General features: G+C 43.7%; 21 protein-coding genes. 12 read left to right on the top strand and 9 right to left on the bottom strand.

Going from position 1 to position 15173, the window contains the following annotated elements; translation table 11 throughout:
• Positions 1 to 37: 37 nt before the first annotated feature.
• Complete coding sequence (locus ACXAEA_RS04875; RefSeq protein WP_475094813.1) at positions 38 to 427, top strand: hypothetical protein; 390 nt, start codon at positions 38 to 40, stop codon at positions 425 to 427.
• A gap of 238 nt (positions 428 to 665) precedes the next feature.
• On the opposite strand, the gene ACXAEA_RS04870 is transcribed toward ACXAEA_RS04875, so the two are convergent.
• The gene (locus ACXAEA_RS04870; protein ID WP_475094812.1) at positions 666 to 878 is read right to left on the bottom strand and encodes a hypothetical protein; all 213 of its coding nucleotides are present in this window, start codon (positions 876 to 878) and stop codon (positions 666 to 668) included.
• A gap of 84 nt (positions 879 to 962) precedes the next feature.
• A complete protein-coding gene (locus ACXAEA_RS04865) occupies positions 963 to 1688 on the bottom strand; it encodes a peptidylprolyl isomerase (protein ID WP_475094811.1) in 726 nt (241 codons plus the stop codon).
• A gap of 112 nt (positions 1689 to 1800) precedes the next feature.
• Here ACXAEA_RS04865 and kapB point away from each other — a divergent pair, with 112 nt between their 5' ends.
• The gene (gene kapB / locus ACXAEA_RS04860) at positions 1801 to 2184 is read left to right on the top strand and encodes a kinase-associated lipoprotein KapB (protein WP_475094810.1); all 384 of its coding nucleotides are present in this window, start codon (positions 1801 to 1803) and stop codon (positions 2182 to 2184) included.
• Positions 2185 to 2231: 47 nt separating this feature from the next.
• On the opposite strand, the gene kapD is transcribed toward kapB, so the two are convergent.
• Complete coding sequence (gene kapD / locus ACXAEA_RS04855; RefSeq protein WP_475094809.1) at positions 2232 to 2852, bottom strand: 3'-5' exonuclease KapD; 621 nt, start codon at positions 2850 to 2852, stop codon at positions 2232 to 2234.
• Positions 2853 to 3088: 236 nt separating this feature from the next.
• Between kapD and ACXAEA_RS04850 the strand changes: the two genes are divergently transcribed.
• Entirely contained in the window at positions 3089 to 4906 is a 1818-nt protein-coding gene (locus ACXAEA_RS04850; protein ID WP_475094808.1) for a transglycosylase domain-containing protein, read from the top strand.
• Between the two features lie 356 nt (positions 4907 to 5262).
• On the opposite strand, the gene ACXAEA_RS04845 is transcribed toward ACXAEA_RS04850, so the two are convergent.
• Together ACXAEA_RS04845 and ACXAEA_RS04840 are read right to left on the bottom strand one after the other, a co-directional pair.
• Positions 5263 to 5820, bottom strand: coding sequence for a DUF5366 family protein (locus ACXAEA_RS04845; RefSeq protein WP_475094807.1), 558 nt, complete (start codon positions 5818 to 5820; stop codon positions 5263 to 5265).
• Positions 5821 to 5970: 150 nt separating this feature from the next.
• A complete protein-coding gene (locus ACXAEA_RS04840; RefSeq protein ID WP_475094806.1) occupies positions 5971 to 6177 on the bottom strand; it encodes a hypothetical protein in 207 nt (68 codons plus the stop codon).
• 215 nt (positions 6178 to 6392) lie between these two features.
• Between ACXAEA_RS04840 and ACXAEA_RS04835 the strand changes: the two genes are divergently transcribed.
• From ACXAEA_RS04835 to mnhG, 7 genes are read left to right on the top strand one after another with little or no spacing between them, the layout of a single operon-like run.
• Complete coding sequence (locus ACXAEA_RS04835) at positions 6393 to 8810, top strand: Na+/H+ antiporter subunit A (RefSeq protein ID WP_475094805.1); 2418 nt, start codon at positions 6393 to 6395, stop codon at positions 8808 to 8810.
• Positions 8797 to 9219: a Na(+)/H(+) antiporter subunit B gene (locus ACXAEA_RS04830; protein ID WP_475094804.1), complete on the top strand. Its 423-nt coding sequence runs from the start codon at positions 8797 to 8799 to the stop codon at positions 9217 to 9219. Before ACXAEA_RS04835 ends, ACXAEA_RS04830 begins: the two co-directional genes overlap by 14 nt.
• Positions 9219 to 9560: a Na(+)/H(+) antiporter subunit C gene (locus ACXAEA_RS04825; protein ID WP_475094803.1), complete on the top strand. Its 342-nt coding sequence runs from the start codon at positions 9219 to 9221 to the stop codon at positions 9558 to 9560. Before ACXAEA_RS04830 ends, ACXAEA_RS04825 begins: the two co-directional genes overlap by 1 nt.
• Positions 9553 to 11034, top strand: coding sequence for a Na+/H+ antiporter subunit D (locus ACXAEA_RS04820; protein WP_475094802.1), 1482 nt, complete (start codon positions 9553 to 9555; stop codon positions 11032 to 11034). The genes ACXAEA_RS04825 and ACXAEA_RS04820 overlap by 8 nt, the downstream gene beginning before the upstream one ends.
• A gap of 6 nt (positions 11035 to 11040) precedes the next feature.
• A complete protein-coding gene (locus ACXAEA_RS04815) occupies positions 11041 to 11517 on the top strand; it encodes a Na+/H+ antiporter subunit E (RefSeq protein WP_475094801.1) in 477 nt (158 codons plus the stop codon).
• Positions 11517 to 11807, top strand: coding sequence for a Na(+)/H(+) antiporter subunit F1 (locus tag ACXAEA_RS04810; RefSeq protein WP_475094800.1), 291 nt, complete (start codon positions 11517 to 11519; stop codon positions 11805 to 11807). Before ACXAEA_RS04815 ends, ACXAEA_RS04810 begins: the two co-directional genes overlap by 1 nt.
• Positions 11785 to 12159, top strand: a complete 375-nt coding sequence (mnhG, locus tag ACXAEA_RS04805; RefSeq protein ID WP_475094799.1) for a monovalent cation/H(+) antiporter subunit G — start codon at positions 11785 to 11787, stop codon at positions 12157 to 12159. Before ACXAEA_RS04810 ends, mnhG begins: the two co-directional genes overlap by 23 nt.
• A gap of 75 nt (positions 12160 to 12234) precedes the next feature.
• Here the strand turns inward: mnhG and ACXAEA_RS04800 are convergent, their stop codons facing one another.
• Complete coding sequence (locus ACXAEA_RS04800; protein ID WP_475094798.1) at positions 12235 to 12621, bottom strand: hotdog fold thioesterase; 387 nt, start codon at positions 12619 to 12621, stop codon at positions 12235 to 12237.
• Positions 12622 to 12742: 121 nt separating this feature from the next.
• Between ACXAEA_RS04800 and ACXAEA_RS04795 the strand changes: the two genes are divergently transcribed.
• Positions 12743 to 12904, top strand: a complete 162-nt coding sequence (locus ACXAEA_RS04795) for an asparagine synthase (protein ID WP_475098055.1) — start codon at positions 12743 to 12745, stop codon at positions 12902 to 12904.
• 54 nt (positions 12905 to 12958) lie between these two features.
• Here the strand turns inward: ACXAEA_RS04795 and ACXAEA_RS04790 are convergent, their stop codons facing one another.
• A complete protein-coding gene (locus ACXAEA_RS04790) occupies positions 12959 to 13606 on the bottom strand; it encodes a DedA family protein (protein ID WP_475094797.1) in 648 nt (215 codons plus the stop codon).
• Positions 13607 to 13805: 199 nt separating this feature from the next.
• Here ACXAEA_RS04790 and ACXAEA_RS04785 point away from each other — a divergent pair, with 199 nt between their 5' ends.
• On the top strand, positions 13806 to 14165 hold the full coding sequence (locus ACXAEA_RS04785) for a YuzC family spore coat inner layer protein (RefSeq protein ID WP_475094796.1): 360 nt from the start codon (positions 13806 to 13808) through the stop codon (positions 14163 to 14165).
• A 47-nt stretch (positions 14166 to 14212) separates the two neighbouring features.
• On the opposite strand, the gene ACXAEA_RS04780 is transcribed toward ACXAEA_RS04785, so the two are convergent.
• Together ACXAEA_RS04780 and ACXAEA_RS04775 are read right to left on the bottom strand one after the other, a co-directional pair.
• A complete protein-coding gene (locus ACXAEA_RS04780) occupies positions 14213 to 14407 on the bottom strand; it encodes a hypothetical protein (RefSeq protein ID WP_475094795.1) in 195 nt (64 codons plus the stop codon).
• 94 nt (positions 14408 to 14501) lie between these two features.
• Positions 14502 to 15098, bottom strand: coding sequence for a sulfite oxidase-like oxidoreductase (locus tag ACXAEA_RS04775; protein ID WP_475094794.1), 597 nt, complete (start codon positions 15096 to 15098; stop codon positions 14502 to 14504).
• Positions 15099 to 15173: the final 75 nt, after the last annotated feature.

Genomic DNA, 15173 nt, shown 5'->3' with positions numbered 1-15173 from the left:
AATTCCTATAAATATTTCGATAACAGGAGGTTTCCATATGAAGAAATCCTTTGATTCATTAGTAAAAATTTATAATACAATATTCGAACAAATAGCAAATACTTCACTTACAGTTTATGATAATGGTTGGCAAGAAACATTTGAAATTCGTTATCCTAATTCAACAAAGGCGTTTGGTTCTATTCAATTTTGTGGAGGAAATAAAAAGCGTCCTTATTTAGAATTGAGATTTAAGAGGGTTCATTTAAGAGCTGCAGATCTATTTGAAGTTTTAGACAGTATTAATGAAAAGCCCTTTAGAAGTGATGTAATTAGAAAAGATGGCAGTGAACCTGAAGCAATCAGATATCATTTTTACGAAGATTGCCTAGCCGCTAGACAAATAATTTGTAAGATTTTTAATCAATTTGATAAATTGGCTGGATAATTCAACACTACAAAACAAAGTACAGATTCAATAAAATTACTAAGTCCCTACCCAAAGGGTCCCCATAGCCCTTTGGGGTTGGTTATAAATCGTAAACTTTTGTTGCATTACCCTTAATTAATTTATACTGCAATTACAGTTAAATTCATCTTCCTAAAACATTATCAAGATTTTTAAAAAAAGTAAGTTTTCTCCTATTCCAGCTTTATAAATTGAATTAAAAAAAGAACAGCCGGTTTCAGCTGTTCTCTTTGGTATCTTCCATCTGTTTCATGACCGCCTGCTCGTATTCCTTTGCCTTCTGGGCTTCTCTCTTCGATACTTTGATGATGAATCGCATCGTCAGGATCGCACCCATCAGGAAAACGAATGAGGTAATCGCGGCCGGTATATATTCAGTCTTATCTTCTGGAAAATATAAAAACAATGAGATGACAAACCAGTTACTCATTCTCATCTTCCTTTCTTCTGCTGGGAACACTTTCTCCAAACATTATAGCAAGCTTTAGCATTTCGTCCAACATGAAGAAACTCCCTACTTCAGTACATTGATTTTTTCGATGACAACGTCTTTATCAGGCTTGTCCTGTGCGCCTGTTGGTGTCGAGGCGATTTTATCAACAACATCCATTCCTTCGACTACATGCCCAAAGACTGTATGCTTGCCATCGAGGTGAGGCGTACCGCCATTTTCATACATCTTGATGACTTCTTCAGGATATCCTGCCTGCTCCATTTGCCCTGGCAAGCTGGAATCAAGCTCTTTATTCTGGACAATGAAAAATTGGCTTCCATTTGTATTTGGTCCGGAATTGGCCATTGATAAAGCTCCGCGGATGTTAAAAAGCTGCCTTGAAAACTCATCTTCGAACGGCCCATCGTAAATGCTCTCGCCGCCCATTCCGGTACCTTCAGGGTCGCCACCCTGGATCATGAATCCATCGATGACACGGTGGAAGATAACACCTTCATAGTATCCTTCTTCGCTATGCTTGATGAAATTTTCAACTGTTTTTGGCGCCTGCTCTGGGAAAAGCTTGATTTTAATGCTGCCCATTGTAGTGACCATTTCAACAAGCCTTTCCTTCCCCTGCGTTTCAGGTGTCAGCTGAGGATAACTGATGTCCTCATCCGCCTGGCCAGCTTGTCCACCATTCGTTTCTTCCTTCGCTTTTTCCGCTTCCTGTTTCTCGCCGGATGTACCGCAGCCAGCAAGAACAAACATCATCGCAATTAATACTGCTACTATTCTTTTAGTCATTGTATGTATCCCTCCTATAAAACACTTTAATGGATTGCCAAAATTTTTGCACTTTGTTTTTTTCCATAGCATAATGAAAGAAGCACTCCCCTACCTGAAAGGAGATTTTAACATGGCCGAATTGAACATTGGCGATCAAGTAACCGCCATTTATAAAACAGGAAAATACATAGGTGAAATCACCGAACGCCGCCCGCTCCACTATCTTGTCCGAGTTTTGGCAGTCGTAAAACACCCGATGCAGGGCGATTTGCATAACCCCAAGGATGCCGAAGTTGGTTTTTTCCATGAAAGAAAGGCACTCGCCTTCCGAGAACAGGCCAACATTCCGGAAAAAATGGTGAAGCCATTCGAGGGTGAAATTCCGGATTACATTTCATCATTAAAAGAGGCGGCCAGCAAACTCCGCTCAGAGCTCGAGGGTGACGATTCCGCATGGGCACAGCATAGCTTAAGAAACCTGGATTCGCTTGAGAAGGATTACTTCAAAAGTTAAAATCCAGAACGCCAAAAGCCAGATTGTTTTTACCCAATCTGGCTTTTTTATGCGAATTTATTAAGCAGTTTAGAGAAATCCACCATGTCTCCGATTGTTGCAGGCTCCGGCTTGCGCAAATACTGTTTGTCTTTCTCTACCAATTTGTAAATATGATAGGTCGTCAGCGCATCATCAAGTGCGCGGTGATGTTTCCCTGTTCCCTCACGCCCGTACTCCTGAACAGCTTTCCAAAGCCCGGTCTGATTCTGGTCACCAAAGAAGCGCTTATACTCCATTGACAGATCGATCTGTTTTCCTGGCAGCGGAAAGGAAACGGAAGCCTGCTGGCAATTTTGCTGCAACACCTTCATGTCCATATTGCCCCAGGTAACAATTTCGCAGTCCCTGCTGCCTCCCATCGACTTCAGCTTTTCCACCAAGTCCTTGAACGGGATTCCTGAATTCACCTGCTCCTGGGAAATGTTCAAGAAGGACCTGCAGCGCTCTGTCAAAACAGGAAAGCGCATCGGCCGCACATAGGAAGAAAACTGCTCAACCACCTTGCCGTTTTCAACAAGGACAGCTCCGGCTTCGATGATTTCCTGGTAGAAGCCCCGTCTCCTGCTGTTCCGGTCAGGCATCGTAAATTCAAAATCGATGAATAATGTCCTTTCTTTTTCGCTCATGCTTCCCCAACTTTCTGAAAAGCCAGTAGTTGTATGTAACCAGTATATGCTTTTCGGTCGATTATTTTTTCTATTATAGCACGTTTCTTTAAAAATTTTTAAATTTTCTGCATTTTAATTTGTCCATTTTTTTATAATTTGCTTTGTCATTAAATTTTCGGTGAATGATTCCGATATTAATCGTATGTCAACCGAGAAATGTCTGATGATACATTGGACTGCAGAAAGGATTTATTGTGAGGATTATTACAGGTTATTTACTGATTTTTCTATTGGTACCCGCATTCATCGCGGTTGTCATTTTAACTTTTAACGAAGCTGGCAAGGCCAAAAGCTTCAGCGAAACTCTTGATAAAAAGATCAATTTGAATGAGACAAAGCTTTCACAGACAAGCAGGATTCTGGCAAACAACGGTGAGGTCTTTACCGAGATCCATCTTCCTATGAACAGAAGCTATGTAGCGGGCAATGAAATCCCCGATTTTATCAAAGATGTATTCATCATCTCTGAGGACCGCAGTTTTGAAAAGCACCCAGGTTTCGACTTACCGGCGATCGGCCGTGCACTTGCGATCAATATCCATTCCGATGGCATTGAGCAAGGTGCGAGCACGATTACCCAGCAGCTTGCGCGAAACCAGTATTTGAACCATCACAAGTCGTATAACAGGAAGCTGAGCGAAGTGTTGTATGCATATCAGCTGGAGAGAACTTTTTCAAAGGCTGAGATTCTGGAGCAGTACCTGAACGCGATTTATTTCCACAATAACGCTTATGGACTCAAAGCTGCGGCTTCCTTTTATTTTAAAAAAGAACCTGCAAAATTGTCAGAAGCAGAACAGGCTTTTCTTGCAGCCATCCCTAACAATCCATCATACTATGATCCAATCAGGCATTTTGAGCGGACCAAAAAACGGCAGGAGCTGCTCATCGACCAGTTTGCAGAGCACGGGAAAATTAAATTGGAAGAAGCTGAGAAGCTGAAAAAAGCGCGGATCCAGTTAAAGGTCACTCCGCGGAAAAATTCGTATCCGGATTACTCTTCTTATGCGCTGCACGAACTGAAAGAATTGATTTCCTGGCAGGAGAATATGGATGATCATGACAAACTTGATGGTAAGGTCGAGGAGTTGCTGCGCTCAGGAATCACCATTCATACCAGCCTGGATCCCGGTTTGCAAAAGCGCGCTGTACAGGCTGTTGCTGACCATATACCCGATGGTTCGATTCAGGGAGCTGCGGCTGTTGTAAATCATGCGAATGGACAAATTGTCGCTCTTGCAGGAGGCAAGCATTATCAAAGTGTTGACTTCAATCGGGCATACCAGGCATTTCGCCAGCCGGGCTCAGCGATCAAGCCTTTGCTTGTCTATGCTCCTTACTTTGAAAGGGTTGATGCCAGCATTGATGCGCGCATTAATGCCGGTTCGCTCTGCATCAAAGGGTATTGCCCCAAAAATTATGGAGGTTCCGTCTATGGAATGGTCACACTCGAAAGGGCGTTCATCCATTCCTATAACACTCCTGCCGTGAGGATTCTGCAGCAGGTTGGAGCGGACGAAGCATTCGGCGACCTGCAAGCATTTCAATTTGAAAAAGTAACCTTACAGGACCATGTACCATCATCGGCTGTAGGCGGATTCACGACCGGGGTGAGCCCATTGGAAATGACATCAGCCTATTCGGTTTTCAGCAATAAAGGTTTGTATCTCAAGCCCCGGGCAATCGTAAAAGTAACCAGTCATTCCGGTGAAGTACTTTATAAATGGAATGACAAACCTGTCCAGGTGTGGAAGCCGGGTACTGTGGAGAAAGTGAGAGAACTGATGCAAAAGACTGTTGCTTCGGGGACAGCAAGGAAAGCTGCGATTGCTGGCGCTGCTGCCGGAGGAAAAACGGGGACAACGAATGATTTCAAGGATTTCTGGTTCATCGGTTTCAACGGACCGCTCACAGCAGGAGTCTGGGTCGGCAAAGACCAGCCTCAAAGCATGGAAGCCATCAACAACCAATCGCCACATCTATTGATTTGGCGTGATATTATGAAAAAATGAACCTGGCTGAGTACCAGGTTCATTTTTTTTGGTATGAATTCTGTTTCCGTTCCCTTTGGAGCTTGCTTCCCCTTCGTTCGGGCACTGAAGGCCTGTTTCCGTTCCCTTTCAAGGTCGTTTCTCACCCGTTCGGGCACTGAAAACCTGTTTCCGTTCCCTTTCTAGGTCTTTCCCCAGCTGTTCGGGCACTGAAAACCTGTTTCCGTTCCCTCTCAAGGTCGTTTCTCACCCGTTCGGGCACTGAAAACCTGTTTCCGTTCCCTTTCAAAGTCGTTCCGCACTCCTTCGGGCACTGAAAGCCATTTCCCAAATCTCGCACGGACCAAATTACCCTAAACACGGCAAGTATACAATTTCTAAATCGGCAGGCTTGCGAGGATGCTGTTATAGACTTTTACGGCGAGATATATGATTCCCAGCACGAGTGTGCTCCAGATAATGACCTGGAAGAACACGGTGCCGAATAGGCCAGCCATTGTCAGGTTAGGGCTAATTTTATAAACAAAATAGATGAAATAGATCATCGTTGCGACAGCGAATATCACGCCAATTCCGATGAAGCTGTAGATGCTGAACAGAGAGGCAACGCTAGCAGCAAAATAAATCGTTGCACCGCTGCGGATCATTTTTAAGCTTTCTCCTTCACGATCCTTTGAAAATAACAACAAACTGACCTCGTTAATTGTATCGGCAATCAATTTCAGGGCAGCAAAAAGCATGAAGTATATGACCATCAACAGGGCAAGCAATGATAATTTAATTCCGGTTTCAGAGAAAAACTCAAGCATTCCTTCGTAAATTCCGGCATTCTTCAGAATCGAGATCAGCTCGAATTCTGTGCGCAAGGAAAAGGACAAACTGAACAAAATAATGGACAGGAGCGGAAAATAACTTGTTAAGTAAGGATTTTTCATGATAGATGCTTCACTCGATTCTTTCGTATTCCTACTGAGTAGTATGAAAGAAAAGGCGGCTCCCTGCAACAAAAAGAAAAAGCTCCTGATTAAAGGAACTTGAAACTTTTTGAAACCTATTTGCATTTCATCCGTAGAAATAGTTTGGTGCTATCTAGGCACAATCCGGACGTATTCCCTTGCACCAAAAGGAATATATGTTTTTGCTGTTTCAACCTCGTCCAAATCTGATTGCTGGATTCCCAGCACACCAGGTCCTTGTTTTGACAACTCCTTGTCATCCCTATTATCCAGGATTACGAATCCCATTAACAAACTAAGGAATATCCCTGTGCATACAATGAGTTTTCGGGCCATGGTTTATCCCCCCTATTCACTGTTAGTATGCAAAAATAACGTCAAAATTATTCAATGGTGTGAAAAACCCTTGTTTTTCAAAGTAGGATGACATGCATCCCCATCTTTTTTACGTTATAATTTTTACATCAGTGAGTTGAAAGCATGAACTTGGTTTAATTGGCAAAAATATAATGTTAAACCATGAAATTGGAATTATAAGGAGGTACTATCTTTTGTCTTTACTTCATCTTGCAGTTGTATCACCGCTTTTACTCGCGTTATTAATTCCATTTTTACATAAGAATTTCAGAAGAATTCATACCGGCTGGTTCCTTTTGCCGCTGCCTGCAGTGTTATTCGCTTATTTTCTGCAGTTCATCAGCACAACCAGACACGGAGGAACAGTCATGGAAACTGTTCCATGGATTTCTTCACTCGGAATTAATTTTACGTTGAAGGTTGACGGCCTCGGGCTATTATTCGCGTTGCTGATTACAGGTATTGGTGCTTTAGTTGTTCTTTATTCGATTTACTATTTGTCGCCGGAAAAAGAAAAACTGAATACTTTTTACATATACCTGCTTTTATTCATGGGTGCGATGCTTGGAGTGGTCTTATCGGACAACCTGATCGTGCTTTATACTTTCTGGGAGCTGACTAGCTTTTCGTCATTCCTGCTGATCGGTTACTGGAACCATCGCGAACGTTCACGTTACGGTGCGCAAAAATCAATGCTGATCACTGTTTTTGGGGGATTATCGATGCTGGGGGGCATCCTGCTGCTTAATCTCATCACAGGTACCTTCAGCATTTCAGAAACAATTGCCATGTCCAATGAGGTCGTGAACCATCCATTGTTTACAGCGACACTCATCTTATTCCTGCTTGGCGCTTTTACAAAATCTGCTCAGTTCCCATTCCACATCTGGCTTCCGGATGCGATGGAAGCACCTACTCCTGTCAGTGCGTATCTGCACTCGGCAACGATGGTAAAGGCGGGCATCTATCTTGTGGCCCGTATGACACCTGTGTTCGCGCATTCCGGAACATGGGTATGGCTCGTAGCCGGCATTGGCGTGCTTACACTGTTCTGGGGTTCTTTTTCCGCTGTAAAACAGACAGATTTAAAAGCGATCCTGGCATTCTCAACTGTCAGCCAGCTTGGTATGATCATGTCGCTGCTTGGTGTAGGCGCAGCAGCGCTCCATTACGGGACGATCAAGGATGGATACTATCTTGTCGCTGTCACTGCAGCGGTATTCCATCTCATCAACCATGCTACATTCAAGGGAAGCCTTTTCATGGTGACAGGGATCATTGACCATGAAACCGGGACAAGGGATATCCGCAAGCTCGGCGGGTTGATGAACTTCATGCCAATCACCTTCACGCTTGCGATCATTGGTACATTCTCAATGGCGGGGATCCCTCCGTTTAACGGATTCCTGAGCAAAGAGATGTTCTTTACAGGAATGCTCCGCGTTACTGAAATGGATATTTTCAGTTTGGAAACATGGGGAATCTTGTTTCCGGTCATTGCCTGGACAGCGAGCGTGTTTACGTTCTTGTACAGCATGATGTATGTATTCAAGACGTTCACCGGTAAATTTCAGCCAGAAAAATTGGAGAAAAAACCGCATGAAGCCCCGATTGGGATGCTGATTTCACCTGTCATCCTTGCATCGCTTGTTGTGATCATCGGTTTCTTCCCGGACGTCATTTCTGGACGCCTGATATCACCTGCTTTAAGAGCAATACTTCCATCTTTACTGGATGACGAAACTGCGTATGAAGTACATATTTCTCACTGGCACGGATTTTCGCCTGAATTGTTCATGACGATTGGCGTCATCGTAATAGGGTTCCTCCTGTACAAGACGCTTCCAAAATGGACAGGGGTTTATCAAAAGTTCCCTGAGCGTCTGGCTCTTAACCGTATTTATGACCGTGGCTTGGACGTTATCCAGCTAGCGTCAAGAAAAATTACCAGGACCTATATGACTGGATTTATCCGATCCTATCTGGTTTATATTTTTTCATTCTTTATTTTGATTCTTGGTTCAACTCTCATTTATAAGAATGCGTTCAAGCTTGATTTCAGCAAAATAGCTCCAATCCGTTTTTACGAAGTGGTGCTTGTCTTGATCATGGCTGTTTCCGCGATTACGATCCTGTTCGCTAAATCCAGGCTGACTTCCATCATCCTGCTTGGTGCAGTCGGCTATACGGTTGCGTTATTCTTCGTCATTTTCCGCGCGCCGGATCTTGCACTAACACAGCTGGTCATTGAAACTGTTTCTGTTGCATTATTCCTGCTGGCATTCTATCACCTGCCGCAAATGAGGCGTAACGAGGAACGTATCCGCTTCAGGCTGACGAATGCACTGATTTCTATTGGCGTAGGAGCGACCGTGACGCTGATTGCATTATCTGCACACAGCAACAAAATATTTGGGTCGATTGCAGAGTATTATGTTGAAAATACTTATAAGAAGGCCGGCGGGGAAAACATGGTCAATGTTATCCTTGTTGATTTCCGCGGCTTTGATACGATGTTTGAAATAACCGTGCTTGGCATCGCTGCCCTGGGCATTTTTGCGATGATCAAGCTGCGTCTGACAAGGGGGAAAGAATTGGATGAAAACAAATGATGTCATCCTCCAGACAGTTACGAAATTCACTTTGTTTGTCATCATCCTGTTTTCGATCCACCTGTTCTTTGCCGGACACTATTATCCAGGTGGTGGATTCATTGGCGGATTGATGACATCCGGAGCGATCGTCCTCCTGCTGCTGGCCTTCGATATTAAGACAGTAAAAGCGATTTTGCCAGTCGATTATATTAAGATCGTAGCTATAGGACTGCTTTTTTCCATTGGAACAGGTACAGGAGCATTGTTTTTCGATATGCCTTTTTTGACACATGCTTTTACTTATGTCGATTTGCCGCTCCTTGGCAAAACCTCTTTGCATACAGCTGTATTGTTTGATACAGGAGTGTTCCTCGTCGTCATTGGCGTGACAATGACCATTATTCAAACGATTGGAGAGAGCGAATAATGGAAATCTTAATGGCTTTTCTAATAGGAATCTTATTTATGACAGCCACCTATCTCATGCTTTCTAAAAGCTTGCTCAGGATCATCATTGGTACAGGCCTGTTGAGCCATGGGGCCCATTTATTGATTTTAACAATGGGAGGGTTGAAGAGAGGTGCTGCTCCCCTGCTCGGCGAGCATGCCCCATCATATGTCGATCCGCTTCCTCAAGCTCTGATCCTGACAGCGATTGTTATCAGTTTCGGAGTAACTTCCTTCTTCCTTGTATTAGCCTACAGGGCTTACCAGGAGCTTGGAACAGATAATATGGATCGCTTGAGAGGAAAGGAAGGACATGAATAATTTAATCATCTTACCCATCTTAATTCCTCTGATTACAGGGGTCGTACTTATTTTTTTCACGAAAAATATCCTGGCCCAGCGGTGGATATCGGCAATAAGCGCAATCATCACCATCATCGCCGCATCCATGCTGGCTAACCATGTCTATCAAAACGGCATCCAGACAATGGATGTCAGCAACTGGGAAGCACCTTACGGAATCACTCTCGTTTCGGATATGCTATCAGCCCTGCTTGTATTGACAACAAGCATCATCGCTTTCGCAAGCTTGATTTACTCATTTAAATCCATCGGCGAAGCCCGTGAAAAGTTTTATTACTATCCTGTTGTCAATTTCCTGCTGGTAGGCGTGAATGGCGCTTTTACGACGGGGGATATTTTCAACTTGTTTGTATTCTTTGAAGTCATGCTTATGTCTTCATATGTATTGCTTGTATTGGGCGGTACGAAAATCCAGCTCCGGGAATCAATCAAATACATCCTGGTGAATGTCATTTCGTCCGCGCTGTTTGTCATTGCTGTTGCTTATTTATATTCAGTGGTCGGCACCTTGAATATGGCGCATATTTCCGTCAGGATCAGCGAGATTGGGAATGTTGGAATCATTACGGTCATCGCTGTATTGTTCTTGATCGTATTCGGCCTTAAAGGGGCGATTTTCCCGCTTTATTTCTGGCTCCCAGGATCTTATTATGCACCGCCAGCTCCAGTAATGGCTTTGTTTGGCGCACTCCTGACAAAGGTCGGCGTCTACTCGATCACCAGAACCTATACATTGTTCTTTTACCATGATGCGGGATATACGCATCAATTGCTGCAAGTCCTTGCTGTTCTGACAATCATCGCAGGTGTTATCGGGGCCATCGCTTATTCTGATATTAAAAAAATCATTATTTATAACATCATCGTAGCGGTCGGTGTTATATTATTCGGTGTATCCGTCCTTACACCAGAGTCACTTACTGGATCTGTTTTTTACCTGATCCATGATATGAATATCAAAGCGACGTTGTTCTTGTTGATCGGCATCATCGTTGCGATCACCGGTACCAGCGACCTGGACAAGATCAGCGGTTTGCTGCACAGATATCCAGGATTGGGCTGGACGTTCTTCATCGCGGCACTGGCACTTGCCGGCATTCCTCCGCTGAGCGGATTCGCAGGCAAACTGATGATTGTGCGCGCAGGATTTGAGGCTGAAAGCTATGTTGGCGCTGCTGTGGTGCTGATGTCGAGCCTGTTCGTATTATTTTCTGTCATGAAGATTTTCATCAGAGGCTTCTGGGGGACACCAAGAGCTTATAAAAATGAAGAAAAATCTCCGGTAAAATGGCTGCTTGTTGCACCAGCAATCTTGACAGTATTTGCCGTTTTATACGGGTTCGGGACAGAAGCAGTCTATCCGGTCATTACAGAAGCCGCTGAAACTCTGGCAAATCCGGAAATCTACATCAATGCTGTTTTAAAGGAGTGATGAGTTATGGCTTTCCAAATCTTGCTGAATTTCATTCTGGCATTTGTCTGGATGTTCCTTAAGACATCCTACTCTCCGGCTTCCTTTTTCGTCGGGTATTTCTTCGGCCTGCTCATCATTTACATGTTCCGCCGGTTTTTCAACTCTCGGTTTTATTTATTGAGGGTAGTAGCCGTCTCCAATCTGATCTATATTTTTTCAAGGGAATTACTCCTTTCAAATATAGCGGTTTTAAAGGCGGTCCTAAGGCCCAAACTTAATATAAAGCCTGGAATTTTTGCTTATCCTACTGAATTGCAGCAGGATTGGGAAATTACTGTCCTTGCTAATTTGATTACATTAACACCAGGCACCCTGGTGGTTGATATATCGCCAGATAACAGAGTGCTATACGTCCATGCAATGGATATTGATGATGCCGAGGAATCCATTCAGGGAATCAGAGATACATTCGAAAAAGCAATCATGGAGGTGAGCCGATAATGTTCCAAGCTGTCATGTGGATTTCAGTTACCTTCATTTCACTTGCGATGATTGGCCTGATTTATCGTGTCATTAAAGGGCCCACTGTAGCGGACCGGGTAGTTGCCCTTGATTCGATCGGCATCAGCCTCGTTTCCGTAGTAGCTTTAGTATCCATTTTGCTTGATACGAGTGCTTTTCTCGATATCATCCTGTTAATTGGAATCCTTGCATTCATTGGAACAGTTGCCTTTTCAAAATACCTTGAGAAGGGAGTAATCATGGAATATGACAGAAATGGAGATCGCTAAGTTTTTTGCAGGCTTGTTCATATTGATTGGTGCCTTTCTCAGTCTTGTAACGGCCTTTGGGCTGATAAGGCTTCCAGATGTGTATACGAGGAACCACGCAGCCTCAAAAAGCGCTACAATGGGAGTCATGCTTGTGCTCCTTGGAACCTTCGTTTACTTTTGGATCATTGAAGATCATTTCAATTCCCGGCTTTTGCTGGGCGTCGCATTCATTTTCCTTACTTCACCTGTCGCTGGGCATCTGATTGCCCGAGCCGCATATAATTCTGGAGTAAAGCTTGCCGACCGGACCGTACAAGATGATCTTGCTGAAGCGCGAAAAAAGATGGGAGCACCAGATCAAACAAAATAACGCATTATGGCCATCAGGATGACCCCTGGTGGCTTTTATCTTTTATGCAACAAAAAATCAGCCATTAAGGCTGATTTATTTTTTGCGCTTGATGACGGCAATGGTGCACCTGGAAACGCATATCAATTGTTCATTTTCATCGGTAATTTTTATATCCCATACCATGGTAGTCTTCCCATGGTGCAGGACGGTGCCTAAGGCTGTAACCATTCCATCTTTCTTGGCCCGAATGTGATTGGCATTGATTTCAAGGCCCACAACGACTTCATTTTCTTTGTCGACTAATTCGAATGCTCCAATGCTGGCGACTGTTTCTGCGAGTGCTACAGAAGCTCCACCATGCAGCAAGCCGAAGGGCTGCCTTGTCCGGTCGTCGACTGGCATAGTCGCGACTACCTTGCCTTTTTGCAGTTCTGTTACTTCGATTCCCAACGCACCGAGTAATGTGTTATTCAGTTCCATTCTTTTTTCCTCCTTACATTTGGCAAACAAATCGGGATGATTCCGGGAAAAACTATAATTGTCCTTAAAGGACATATTCTATTATATGAGGTGAACTTGGTTGAATCGAATTCGCGAAGGCATGATTCCGACTGTTCTTGGTACAGCTGTTACTGCCGCTGGATATGCAATGAAGCAAAACCGCAAAATCGATAAAATGATTTCCAACACCTTATTTGGTTTCGGATTAGCTCATATCGTGCTTGGTGCGATCGATTTGGTTGAACACCGCAATGACTTTTAGGGAACTGGGATATTGACGATTTACTAAAACAAGAAGACTTTGGATGAAAGGCGGCTATTTTTGCTGCCTTTCCTGTATGAAGGCATTCTCCACACTAATGTCGGAGGGAGTTCGATTCCTCAATTTTTTCCTCCAGTACATTATAATAGCTGCCCCTAGAGCAGCCAGCAGCAGGACAGCCAGCCACATTTCTTTATTATAATTCATAATAAGGTCCATTTTATCACCAAACTGGTAGCCCAGTAAAAAGATGATGGAAACCCACAAAAAAGCGCCTGTATAGGTGAAAATGGCAAATGTCCTAAAGGGGAGTCGGCTGAAGCCATACAACAATGGAACGAGGTTTCGGGCGCCAGGAATAAAACAGCTTAGAAATAATGAAAAGGCATGATATTTTTCCATCAGTTTCATCGAGGATTCAATTGTACTGGCAAATCGCTTCTTTTTTTCCAGGTAGCGGAGAAGTCTTCTGCCGATGATTCGTCCAAGGAGATAGCTGGTGGTAAAAGCAGATGCAATGCCTGCGAATGAGACTAAAAAAGCCGGGAACGGAGATAGTGCGCCATTTGAAGAAGCAAGACCAATAGTCATGAGAAGCACTTCATTCGGAACAGGAATCACAAAAATGCCGAACCAGAGCCAAAAAAACAAGCCCATATAGCCGTTATCTTCTATAACATTGATTACCAAATCCAAATCCATCAGGCTTCCCCCCTTACTATCCACCTTGGTCAGATTCTATTTCACAATAGAAGTATATATGTATTACATTTCTCCTTCCCTCTTTATTTCCCTCTTTTTTTATTTTCAAGCCCGTTTAGCTTAATCCTGCTTCATACATCAGCCCTTTTGTTCATACACTGAAAAAGGTTAAACTACCTGAAAAAGGAAGGAGAGCTCTATGCACTCTTTGTTTTATTGGAGAAATGGATCTGCGAGTCCTGGTGATTTTCCGTCCTTCCGTCCCTTTCCAGCTGTAAATACCACATTATTTAAAGCATCCGCCTCCAAAGCGATCGCGTTAATGGAGGACGCCAATTTAGTGATGAAGAAGATCAACGCTACCACCTCCTATTCCAATGACCTCATGTCAGCAGCACAGCAATCAAACCAGAAGGAAGTGGAGAGGCTGGTTATGGAAGCCGGAATCAAGAAAAAACCGAAAATCACCTATAACCCCGATGGACTAACGTTGAACTTTGTGGATTATGTCGGGGAAAAAGAATGCTGCCATATCATTACACAATTGAGGTGGGAATGAGAAAAGCCGCTGTTTGCTGAACAGCGGCTTAATTCCTTAATTCCTAATTAATAGTAATAACCATAAGGATAACCGTATGGAGGATACCCATAAGGATAATATCCCGGATAAGTGCCTGGATATAATAGTGCGCTGCCTAAAAGGCCTCCTACCACACCACCTAAAAATGGTCCGCCAAACCCAAAGCCAAATGGGCGCCTGCCAAATCCACCACCGTAAAAGGGCCTTCTTCTATTTTGCATCAAGCTGCCTCCCTCATATTTTTGCCTACAATACTTCTTATGCAAAAATAAAGTGGGATGAGTGGGCGTTTGTCCTGTTCATTCTGAAAAAAGCCTAGTCCCAGGTCATTCGCTGTTCTTTCCATGGATCACCATACATATGGTATCCATTTTCCTCCCAAAATCCTGGTCGGTTCTCAGCGGTGAATTCAATGCCCCTGAGCCATTTCGCGCTCTTCCAGAAATATAAATGTGGAATGACCGCTCTTAAAGGGTAGCCATGTTCTGGGCTCAATTTCTCTCCATTATGGGCATGCGCGAGCAGACTTTTTTCTTTGAGAAAATCCTCAATCAGCAGGTTGGTCGTCCATCCTTCTTCAGCATGGAGGATGACATATTTCGCAGCTTCTTTTGGCTTGGCCAGCTCGGCAATCTTCTGTGCGGATACCCCTTCCCAGACATTATCAAGCTTCGACCACCCAGTAACACAATGGATATCGCTGCCAGATGTTGTTTGCGGCATAGCCATTAATTCTTTGAATGTTAAAATCATTTCTTTGTCGACCAGGCCAAAGATCTTCAATGTCCAATCGTCGAGATCTTTATAGAATGGGACATTGCCATAATGCAAAACTGGGAATGAAGACGTCACATTCTGGTTTGGCGGCACTCTGTCTGAAGGACCCTTTTTCCGCGGTTTCCCGAAGTACATGTATATCACCTCTTGGTTATATCCTACCGAATTCTTTTTATAAAATAAACAAAGCCGTCCTGCCTGGAAAGGTGG

The organism is Mesobacillus sp. ABV4_180, assembly GCF_056158485.1.
Note: the sequence above shows the minus strand (reverse complement) of the source record. Positions and strands in the feature narration are given on the sequence as shown.

Coding starts and splice junctions, on each gene's coding strand:
- ACXAEA_RS04875 (WP_475094813.1), top strand. CDS start 38: ATGAAGAAATCCTTTGATTCATTAGTAAAAATTTATAATACAATATTC.
- ACXAEA_RS04810 (WP_475094800.1), top strand. CDS start 11,517: ATGTTCCAAGCTGTCATGTGGATTTCAGTTACCTTCATTTCACTTGCG.
- ACXAEA_RS04820 (WP_475094802.1), top strand. CDS start 9,553: ATGAATAATTTAATCATCTTACCCATCTTAATTCCTCTGATTACAGGG.
- ACXAEA_RS04830 (WP_475094804.1), top strand. CDS start 8,797: ATGAAAACAAATGATGTCATCCTCCAGACAGTTACGAAATTCACTTTG.
- ACXAEA_RS04800 (WP_475094798.1), bottom strand. CDS start 12,621: ATGGAACTGAATAACACATTACTCGGTGCGTTGGGAATCGAAGTAACA.
- ACXAEA_RS04780 (WP_475094795.1), bottom strand. CDS start 14,407: ATGCAAAATAGAAGAAGGCCCTTTTACGGTGGTGGATTTGGCAGGCGC.
- ACXAEA_RS04870 (WP_475094812.1), bottom strand. CDS start 878: ATGAGTAACTGGTTTGTCATCTCATTGTTTTTATATTTTCCAGAAGAT.
- ACXAEA_RS04790 (WP_475094797.1), bottom strand. CDS start 13,606: ATGGATTTGGATTTGGTAATCAATGTTATAGAAGATAACGGCTATATG.
- ACXAEA_RS04815 (WP_475094801.1), top strand. CDS start 11,041: ATGGCTTTCCAAATCTTGCTGAATTTCATTCTGGCATTTGTCTGGATG.
- ACXAEA_RS04865 (WP_475094811.1), bottom strand. CDS start 1,688: ATGACTAAAAGAATAGTAGCAGTATTAATTGCGATGATGTTTGTTCTT.
- kapD (WP_475094809.1), bottom strand. CDS start 2,852: ATGAGCGAAAAAGAAAGGACATTATTCATCGATTTTGAATTTACGATG.
- ACXAEA_RS04775 (WP_475094794.1), bottom strand. CDS start 15,098: ATGTACTTCGGGAAACCGCGGAAAAAGGGTCCTTCAGACAGAGTGCCG.
- ACXAEA_RS04785 (WP_475094796.1), top strand. CDS start 13,806: ATGCACTCTTTGTTTTATTGGAGAAATGGATCTGCGAGTCCTGGTGAT.
- ACXAEA_RS04825 (WP_475094803.1), top strand. CDS start 9,219: ATGGAAATCTTAATGGCTTTTCTAATAGGAATCTTATTTATGACAGCC.
- kapB (WP_475094810.1), top strand. CDS start 1,801: ATGGCCGAATTGAACATTGGCGATCAAGTAACCGCCATTTATAAAACA.
- ACXAEA_RS04845 (WP_475094807.1), bottom strand. CDS start 5,820: ATGAAAAATCCTTACTTAACAAGTTATTTTCCGCTCCTGTCCATTATT.
- ACXAEA_RS04795 (WP_475098055.1), top strand. CDS start 12,743: ATGATTCCGACTGTTCTTGGTACAGCTGTTACTGCCGCTGGATATGCA.
- mnhG (WP_475094799.1), top strand. CDS start 11,785: ATGACAGAAATGGAGATCGCTAAGTTTTTTGCAGGCTTGTTCATATTG.
- ACXAEA_RS04840 (WP_475094806.1), bottom strand. CDS start 6,177: ATGGCCCGAAAACTCATTGTATGCACAGGGATATTCCTTAGTTTGTTA.